The organism is uncultured Sphingomonas sp. (assembly GCF_964250165.1).
Lineage (GTDB): Bacteria > Pseudomonadota > Alphaproteobacteria > Sphingomonadales > Sphingomonadaceae > Sphingomonas.
This window is the reverse complement of record NZ_CAXUEK010000129.1, coordinates 1-4,515: the sequence shown is the minus strand read 5'-3', so window position 1 is coordinate 4,515 and position 4,515 is coordinate 1. Positions and strand designations below refer to the sequence as shown.

The following is a 4,515-nucleotide window of genomic DNA, read 5'->3' as shown; positions in this document are numbered from 1 at the left end:
CGACCATTACGGCTCGTTCGACGCGGTTAAGGACGCGTTCGTCCAGTTCGTGGAGAACGTGCCCTTCTACGGCGCGGCGCTGATGTGTCTCGATTCCCCCGAGGTGCAGAACATCCTGCCGCGGCTGCGCGACCGGCGGATCGTCACCTACGGCTTTGCGGCGCAGGCGGACGTGCGGGGCGTGAACGTCACGCCGGTCGCGGGCGGCAACCGCTTCGAGGCGATCGTGCGTGAGCGCGACGGGCGCACGCGCTCGATCGAGGACATCGCGCTGCCGATGGCGGGCCGGCACAATGTCCAGAATGCGCTGGCGGCGATCGGCGTGGCGCTGGAGCTGGGGATCGACGACGCGACGATCCAGCGCGGCTTCGACACCTTCGGCGGGGTCAAGCGGCGCTTCACCCGGGTGGGCGAGGTGCCGCTCGCGGATGGCGTCGCCATCATCATCGACGATTACGGGCACCATCCGGTCGAGATCAGGGCGGTGCTGGCCGCCGCGCGGGAGAGCGCTCCATCGGGGTCGGGGGAGGGGCGGGTCATCGCCGTGGTGCAGCCGCACCGCTACTCGCGGCTCGGAAACCTGATGGGGGAGTTCCAGACCGCGTTCAACGACGCCGACCGGGTGCTGGTGACGCCGGTCTATGCGGCGGGCGAGGCCGCGGTCGAGGGCGTGTCGGCCGACGCGTTGGTCGAGGGACTGAAACGCCGCGGGCACCGCCAGGCGGAGACGGTGGCGGACGCGGACGCGCTGGCGACCGCGCTGGCGGAGGACCTGCGCGACGGCGACCAGGTGGTGTGCCTGGGAGCGGGGGACATCACCCGCTGGGCCGCCGGGCTGGCCGATGCGATCGCGGCGAAGCGGGTGGAGGTGGCGGCGTGAGCGGGGTCAGTCGCCCTCCCTATCCCTGCAGGGGAGAGGGACAGCCGCCACAGGCGGCAGGGAGAGGGCCGGACCCGTCGCACGCGCCCAGCCCCTCACCCCGGCGCGCCAGCGCGCCTGTCCCTCTCCCCTGCAGGGAGAGGGAGGAGGTGCGCGGCCGGCTCACCCCCGACGCCGCGCTCGCCCCGCTCGTCTGGTTCAAGACGGGCGGTGCGGCGCAGTGGCTGTTCGAGCCGGCGGACGCCGACGATCTCGCCGCCTTCGTTGCGGCGCTCGATCCGGCCGTGCCGGTGATGGCGCTCGGGCTCGGCTCCAACCTTATCGTGCGCGACGGCGGCGTGGCGGGGGTGGTGGTGCGACTCGGCAAGGCGTTCGCGCGCGTCGAGGCGCTGGACGCGACGACGCTCACCTGCGGCGGCGGCGCGAGCGGCATCCTGGTGTCCTCCACCGCGCGCGACGCGGGCATCGCGGGGGTGGAGTTCCTCCGCTCGATCCCCGGCACGGTCGGCGGCTTCGTGCGGATGAACGGCGGCGCTTATGATCGTGAGACGGCGGACGTGCTGGTCGACTGCGAGGTGGTGCTGCGCTCGGGCGAGCGGCGTGTGCTTCCGGCGGCGGAGCTCGGCTACACCTACCGCCATTCGGCGCTGCCGGACGGCTGCGTCGTCGTGAGCGCGACCTTGCGCGGCGCACCCGGCGCGCCGGCGGCCATTCAGGCGGAGATGGACCGTATCGCCGCCAGCCGCGAGGCGTCGCAGCCGCTCCGCTCGAAGACCGGCGGCTCGACCTTCAAGAACCCGCCGGGGAAGAAAGCCTGGGCGCTGGTCGACGCCGCCGGCTGTCGCGGGCTGCGCCACGGCGGCGCGCAGGTGAGCGAGAAGCACACCAATTTCCTGCTCAACACCGGTGAGGCGACCAGCGCCGACATCGAGGCGCTGGGCGAGGCGGTGCGCGCGCGCGTCAAGGCAGCGAGCGGTGTCGAGCTGGAATGGGAAATCCAGCGGGTGGGTCTCCCTCTCCCTGCAGGGGAGAGGGACAGGTCGCGCAGCGATCAGGGTGAGGGGCTGCACGGCCGCGGCAGGACGCCCGAACAGCTGTTGACCCGTTCGCGCGAACTCCGCACCCACCCGACCGAGGCGGAGGCGCGGCTATGGGAGCGGCTGCGCGGCGCGCGCCTGAACGGGCTGCGGTTCCGTCGGCAAGTGCCGTTGGGCAGCTACATCGTCGATTTCCTCTGCCCCGCGGCGAAGCTGGTGGTGGAGCTGGACGGCAGCCAGCATGTCGACCAGCAGGCTTACGACGCGCGCCGCACCAGCTTCCTCGAAGGCGAGGGGTATCGGGTGCTGCGGGTCTGGAACAATGACGTGCTCGCGCGGCCCGACGCGGTGCTGGAGGCGATCCTCGCGGCGGTGTCCCCTCTCCCTGGCCCTGCACGCCTGTCCCTCTCCCCTCAAGGGAGAGGGAGGTGAAGCCGCTCCACCTCGCGGTCCTGTGCGGCGGCTGGTCGGCCGAGCGGGCGGTGTCGTTGCTGTCCGGCGCGGGGGTGGCCGATGCGTTGGAGCGGCTCGGGCATCGCGTCACGCGCATCGACATGGGGCGCGACGTCGCCGCGCGGCTGGCCGAGGCGGCGCCCGACCTCGTGTTCAACGCGCTGCACGGCACCCCCGGCGAGGACGGCTCCGTCCAGGGCCTGATGGACCTGATGGGGGTGCGCTACACCCATTCGGGCATGGCGACCTCGGTCATCGCGGTCGACAAGCAGCTGACGAAGCAGGTGCTGGTCCCGCACGGCATCCCGATGCCCGGCGGCCGCATCGTCCGCTCGGCCGAGCTGTTCGCGGGCGATCCGCTGGCGCGGCCCTATGTGGTGAAGCCGGTCAACGAGGGCTCGTCGGTCGGCGTCGCGATCGTCACTGCCGAGGGCAATTACGGCGACCCGATCGGGCGCGACGTGGCCGGGCCGTGGCAGGATTTCGACGCGCTGCTGTGCGAGCCGTTCATCCGTGGCCGCGAGCTGACGACGGCGGTGCTGGGAGGCCCGACGGGACTGAGGGCATTCGGCGTCACCGAGCTGCGCCCGCGCGCCGGCTTCTACGACTACGACGCCAAATACACCGAGGGGATGACCGAGCACCTCTATCCCGCGCCGATCCCGGACAAGATCGCGCGCGCCTGCTGCAACGTCGCGCTGGAGGCGCACCGCCTGCTCGGCTGCAGGGGCGCGAGCCGCGCCGATTTCCGGTGGGACGACGAGCGCGGGGCGGACGGGCTGTTCCTGCTGGAGGTCAACACGCAGCCGGGCATGACGCCGCTCAGCCTCGTCCCGGAACAGGCGCGGCACCACGGGATGAGCTATGAGGAACTGGTCCAGGCGATCGTCGACGACGCCCTGCACGAAAGCGCGCTGACATGAGCACCCGCACCCTCAAGCGCGGCCAGGTCCCCCGCCGCCCCACCGTCAAGCGCCGCGGGCCGCCCAAGCCGTCGCGCATCGACCGGCTGCTGGCGAAGCTGCCGGTCGGCGAGACGACGCTGCGCCGGGCGGCGACCGGCGTCATGCTGACCGCGGGTGGCGTCGCGGCGGTGATCGGCGCGACCGCGCTCGGCGTCCCCGCCTGGGCCGGTGAGCAACTGGGCGAGGCGGCGGGGCGCGCGGGCTTCCGCGTCGAGCAGATCGAGATCACCGGCCTGCACCGGATGGACCGGATGAGCGTCTATGCCGTCGCGCTCGACCAGCGCTCGCGCGCGATGCCGCTGGTCGATCTGGCGGCCGTGCGCGACAAGCTGCTGCGCTATGGCTGGATTGCCGACGCGCACGTCTCGCGCCGGCTGCCCGACACGCTGCTGGTCGATATCGTCGAGCGCCAGCCGGCGGCGGTGTGGCAGGACCAGGGGCGGCTGACGCTGATCGACAGGGATGGCGTGCTGCTCGATCCCGTCGATCGCGATGCCCTGCCCGATCTGCCCCGGATCATCGGACCGGGCGCGGACAAGCGGCAGCCCGCCTATCAGGCGCTGCTCGCTGCCGCGCCATCGCTCCGGTCGCGCGTCCGGACCGCGACCTGGGTCGGCGACCGGCGCTGGGACCTTCAGTTCGCGTCGGGCGAGACGCTGAAGCTGCCCGAGGAGGGTGCCGGCGCGGCGCTGGCCGACTTCGCGCGGCGCGATGCGGCGCATCCGCTGCTCGGGCGCGGCTGGCTCAGCTTCGACCTGCGCGACCCGGCCAAGCTGGTCGCGCGCCGGCCCGATCCGGCGGCCGCGCGGCAGGTGGCGGACCCGGGCGATCATCAGGGGCCCGCCGCGCAGCCGGGCGGGGCGCCGCCGGGCGCCAGGGCGGCGGCGACTGTGGCAGGGGAGGGATAACATGGCCAAGGCAGCGCCCGACGGGCTCATCACCGCGCTCGACATCGGTTCGTCCAAGGTGTCGGCAATGATCGCGCAGCCCGGCGACGGGGGCGAGCTGATCGTGCTCGGCACCGGCCAGCGCGAGAGCCGCGGGGTCAAGCGCGGCTACATCGCCGACATGGCCGCGACGGAGGCGGCGGTGCGCGAGGCGGTGGAGCAGGCAGAGCGGATCGCGGGCCTGAACATCGAGAATGTCTGGGTCGGCTTCTCCGCCGGCGGGCTGGTCAGCG

4 protein-coding genes and 2 pseudogenes are annotated in these 4,515 nt (G+C 73.0%); all 6 read left to right on the top strand.

The features are described 5' to 3' along the window. Nucleotides 1-880, top strand: an 880-nt coding sequence (locus ACFE64_RS15240; RefSeq protein WP_375393302.1) for a glutamate ligase domain-containing protein, incomplete at its 5' end; no start/stop codon positions are given. A 149-nt stretch (nucleotides 881-1,029) separates the two neighbouring features. Continuing rightward, nucleotides 1,030-1,893 (top strand): annotated as a pseudogene (gene murB, locus ACFE64_RS15235) (UDP-N-acetylmuramate dehydrogenase); the annotation flags it as partial. Then, complete coding sequence (locus ACFE64_RS15230; RefSeq protein WP_375393303.1) at nucleotides 1,885-2,349, top strand: endonuclease domain-containing protein; 465 nt, start codon at nucleotides 1,885-1,887, stop codon at nucleotides 2,347-2,349. The pseudogene murB and the gene ACFE64_RS15230, both read left to right, overlap by 9 nt. Continuing rightward, nucleotides 2,346-3,293, top strand: coding sequence for a D-alanine--D-alanine ligase (locus ACFE64_RS15225; protein ID WP_375393301.1), 948 nt, complete (start codon nucleotides 2,346-2,348; stop codon nucleotides 3,291-3,293). The genes ACFE64_RS15230 and ACFE64_RS15225 overlap by 4 nt, the downstream gene beginning before the upstream one ends. Then, nucleotides 3,290-4,243: a cell division protein FtsQ/DivIB gene (locus ACFE64_RS15220; RefSeq protein WP_375393300.1), complete on the top strand. Its 954-nt coding sequence runs from the start codon at nucleotides 3,290-3,292 to the stop codon at nucleotides 4,241-4,243. The genes ACFE64_RS15225 and ACFE64_RS15220 overlap by 4 nt, the downstream gene beginning before the upstream one ends. A 1-nt stretch (nucleotide 4,244) precedes the next feature. Further along, nucleotides 4,245-4,515 (top strand): annotated as a pseudogene (locus ACFE64_RS15215) (cell division protein FtsA); the annotation flags it as partial.